The sequence below is a fragment of the Sulfurovum sp. bin170 genome, from assembly GCF_010892395.1.
Taxonomy (GTDB): domain Bacteria; phylum Campylobacterota; class Campylobacteria; order Campylobacterales; family Sulfurovaceae; genus UBA1140.
On record NZ_JAACKB010000022.1, the window covers coordinates 1 to 3,933 of the forward strand.

The window sequence follows — 3,933 nt, forward strand, 5'->3', positions numbered from 1 at the left end:
GGTGCTTGATGAATACCAAATGGGTGAACGTGCCTATGAACTCTCACGTAAAGGTGCAGAGCTTGTAAGTGAAGTATGTGATGAATATGGAACAGAAGAGTCACCTAAGTTTGTATTGGGTTCCATAGGACCAGGAACTAAATTACCTAGTCTTGGACATATTCACTATGATGAGATGTATGAGGGGTATAAACTTACAGCACTTGGGCTAATCGATGGTGGTTGTGATATCTTTATGCTAGAGACTTGCCAAGACCCCCTACAGATAAAATCTGCTCTTCACGCTTGTGAGGATGCTAATAGGGAGAGAGGGGTTAAACTGCCTATAATGGTCTCTGTGACTATTGAGCTTAGTGGAAGTATGCTTATTGGTACGGATGCACAGACGATTGTGACGATACTTGAACCTTTTGATATTCTCTCACTTGGGTTTAATTGTGGAACGGGCCCTGACCAAGTCAAAAAACATCTACGAACGCTCTCGGAGTTGTGTAGTATCCCAACTTCTGTTCATGCCAATGCAGGGCTTCCTCAAAACAGAGGAGGATACACCTACTACCCAATGGGACCAGATGAGTTTAGAGACAAACAGTTGGAGTTTGTGGAGTTTGATGGAGTGAGCTTTTTGGGTGGGTGTTGTGGTACGACCCCTCAACATATTCATGCTCTTAAAAAGGCTGTAAAAACTATTAAGCCCAAAAAACCTACAGGCTCTATTGCACCATCTATCGCTTCACTCTTTAACACCACTGAACTGTTTCAAGAACCAGCCCCTCTTCTTATCGGAGAGCGTTCCAATGCCACAGGTTCAAAAGCATTTAGAGAGCTGATTATCGCTAGTGATTATGAGGGAACTTTGACGGTTGGACAGGCACAGGTGCGTGATGGAGCGCATCTGCTTGATGTCAATGTAGAGTTTGCAGGGCGTGATGGAGCTAAAGATATGTCTGCTGTGATGGAGCTTTACAATCAAAAAATTCCTCTGCCACTCATGCCCGATGCGACTAGAGTTAATACAATGGAAGAGGGGTTAAAGTGTATTGGTGGAAAGCCGATTATCAACTCTGTAAACCTTGAAGATGGAGAGGAGAAGCTTGATGAGATTTGTAAACTGGCGAAAAAATATGGTACGGCTCTCGTCTGTTTGACCATTGATGAGGTGGGGATGGCAAAGACCACTGAGGATAAGTTACGAATGGCAGAACGCATCTATGATTTGGCTGTTAATCGACATGGAATCGACCCTAGAAACCTTATCTTTGATATGTTAGCATTTACAGTGGGGTCTGGTGATTTGGAATATCGTGACGCTGCGATTCAGACATATAATGCGATAAAAGAGTTGCACATTCGACACCCTGAGGTGGGTTCAACTCTTGGACTCTCCAATATCTCGTTTGGACTCGCTATGAATGCCAGAAGATTTTTGAACTCGGTCTTTCTGCACCACTGTTTAGAAGCAGGTATGACTTCGGTGATTATTAATGTAAAACATATTGTTCCACTATCCAAAATGAGCGAAGATGATATTGCTATCTGTGAAGAGTTGCTATTTACTCCTGATGACAGTTCTCTGTTTAAGTTTATCGACCACTTTTCAGACAAGACCATAGAGGACAATAGCTCGGATGAAGAGTATGAGGCGATGAGCAGTGAGGAGAAGATAGCCAAGCTACTTATGGACGGTGACAAAGAGCGAATGATTCCACTCGTCGAAGAGGCACGGCACGAGATTAACCCTGATAAGATAGTCAATGAGATTTTGATAGATGCGATGAAGGTGGTGGGCGAACTTTTTGGTTCAGGTCAGATGCAGTTGCCATTTGTACTCCAATCAGCAGAGACGATGAAGACCACGGTAGATTATCTCAATCCATATTTGACCAAACAGGAGAAAGAGACAGAGACTACTCTTGTGATAGGAACAGTCAAGGGTGATGTGCATGATGTGGGGAAAAATCTTGTGGATATTATCTTGTCAAATAATGGTTTCAAGGTGATAAATGTGGGAATCAAAGTGCAACTAGAGACCTACTTGGAGACGATGAGAGAGAACGAGATTCAAGCCATTGGTATGAGTGGATTACTTGTTAAATCAACAGCCGTGATGAGAGATAACCTAGAAGAGATGGCATCTATGGGGATAGAGGTTCCTGTGTTGCTTGGTGGGGCGGCGTTGACGCGAAGTTTTGTGGATGATTTCTGCCGACCTATCTACAAAGGTGCGATATTCTACTGTCGTGATGCTTTTGATGGGGTTATCGCGATGAGTCGGATTGAGAAATACAACGAAGACAATTCGATTGGGCTAGATACAAGAATGGCAGGAGATATGAAAGAGAGAGCTAAAAAAGAGGATAAAAAAAAGATAATCATCCCACCTTTTGAGAAGCTCAAAATGCCAGAGCGTGATATAGAGATTCCAACTCCACCATTTTGGGGCAGACGAGTGCTTCAAAAAGATAATCTTGATATTAATATGATATTTGAGTGGGTCAATCAAAAGAGCGTAGTGAAGATGCATTGGGGTTATAAAAAAGGAAAAATGGACAAGGAAGAGTATCAAAAACTACTTGATGAGAAAGTCTATCCAGCCTACGAGAGACTAAAACAGCAGTTTATAGATGAAGATTTATTTGAACCTACTATTATCTATGGTTACTATCCATGTAGAAGCAACAACAGAGATTTGATACTTTTCGATGAGAGCGAGGGGTGGAATATCGATGCAAATGCTTCTCGTGAGCCTTTTAATAAAGTGGCGAAAAGAGAGATGACTAAATTCTCTTTTCCAAGACAGAGTAAAAAACCTCATAGAGCATTGAGCGATTTTTTCCAACATGACCGACACGACATTATCGCCCTAACATGCGTGAGTGCAGGAGAGAAATTTTCAATCTATGAAAAAGAGCTATATGACGCAGGAAAATACTTGGAGTACAATATGGTACACGGTTTTTCTGTGGAACTTGCCGAAGCCTTAGCCGAAGTAGCCCACAAGCAGATAAGAATGGATTTAGGTATTCTAAAAGATGATGAGGGAGCAACCCTGCGTGATGTTCGGATGAACCGTTATCATGGAGCTAGATACTCATTTGGTTACCCTGCCTGTCCAGATTTGGAAGCGAGTCGTGAGCTGTTTGATGTGCTGAAACCTGAGGAGTTTGGGATTGAGCTTAGTGAGACTTTTCAGATACATCCTGAGCAGAGTACTAGTGCTTTGGTGGTGCATCATGGGGGGGCTGGGTATTATAGTGTTTAGGTATAATTTTAGAAAAGGAAAGTAACTTAATGAAAATCTTATTAAATCGTTTTATAAAAAATAACTTTTTTTTCAAAACAGATGGCAGTCTGTAGGTCGGGTTGCCCTCATCCCGACATTTACCCATCATAAATTAAAAGCTCAATACAATAAAAAATATTGGCATGATGAATATTTTTTGAACGATGAAATTTTTTTGTATGCGAATTGCTACGCCGTTTCTAATATGATTTTATCTATTCTCTTTTAATCCTTTCGGCAAAACCTCTTTTTTGTGCGAATATTTTTAAATGGTGCGATGGCAATCGCACCCTACGGAATATGAGCTCCCATAAATGCGATAGATGTAGAGTTAGATGAGATGTGGAGTTTCGTTGGAGATAAATCAAACCAAAGATGGTTGTGGTTGGCAATAGACCATAATACAGGAGAGACAGTTCCCTTTGTTTTTGGGAGAAGAAAAGATGAAGTTTTTCTAAAACTCAAAAAGCTATTAGAACCATTCAAAATAGGAAAATATTATACAGATAATTGGGGTTCGTACAGTAAAAACCTAGATGAAAACAAGCATGAAATTGGAAAGAGAAATACGCAAACAATTGAGAGAAAAAATCGGCTCTCCCCCACCTACCGTGACCCAATAAACCCCATAAAACAATTATCTACTAAGA

General features: G+C 41.0%; 2 protein-coding genes. Both read left to right on the forward strand.

Annotated features, from left to right (window positions below):
* Window positions 1-3,262 (forward strand): methionine synthase (gene metH, locus GSY74_RS00630; protein ID WP_164663170.1); only part of this gene is annotated, 3,262 nt, incomplete at its 5' end.
* A 361-nt stretch (window positions 3,263-3,623) separates the two neighbouring features.
* Window positions 3,624-3,933: IS1 family transposase (locus GSY74_RS00635; RefSeq protein ID WP_255494407.1), on the forward strand; the 310-nt coding region annotated here is incomplete at its 3' end.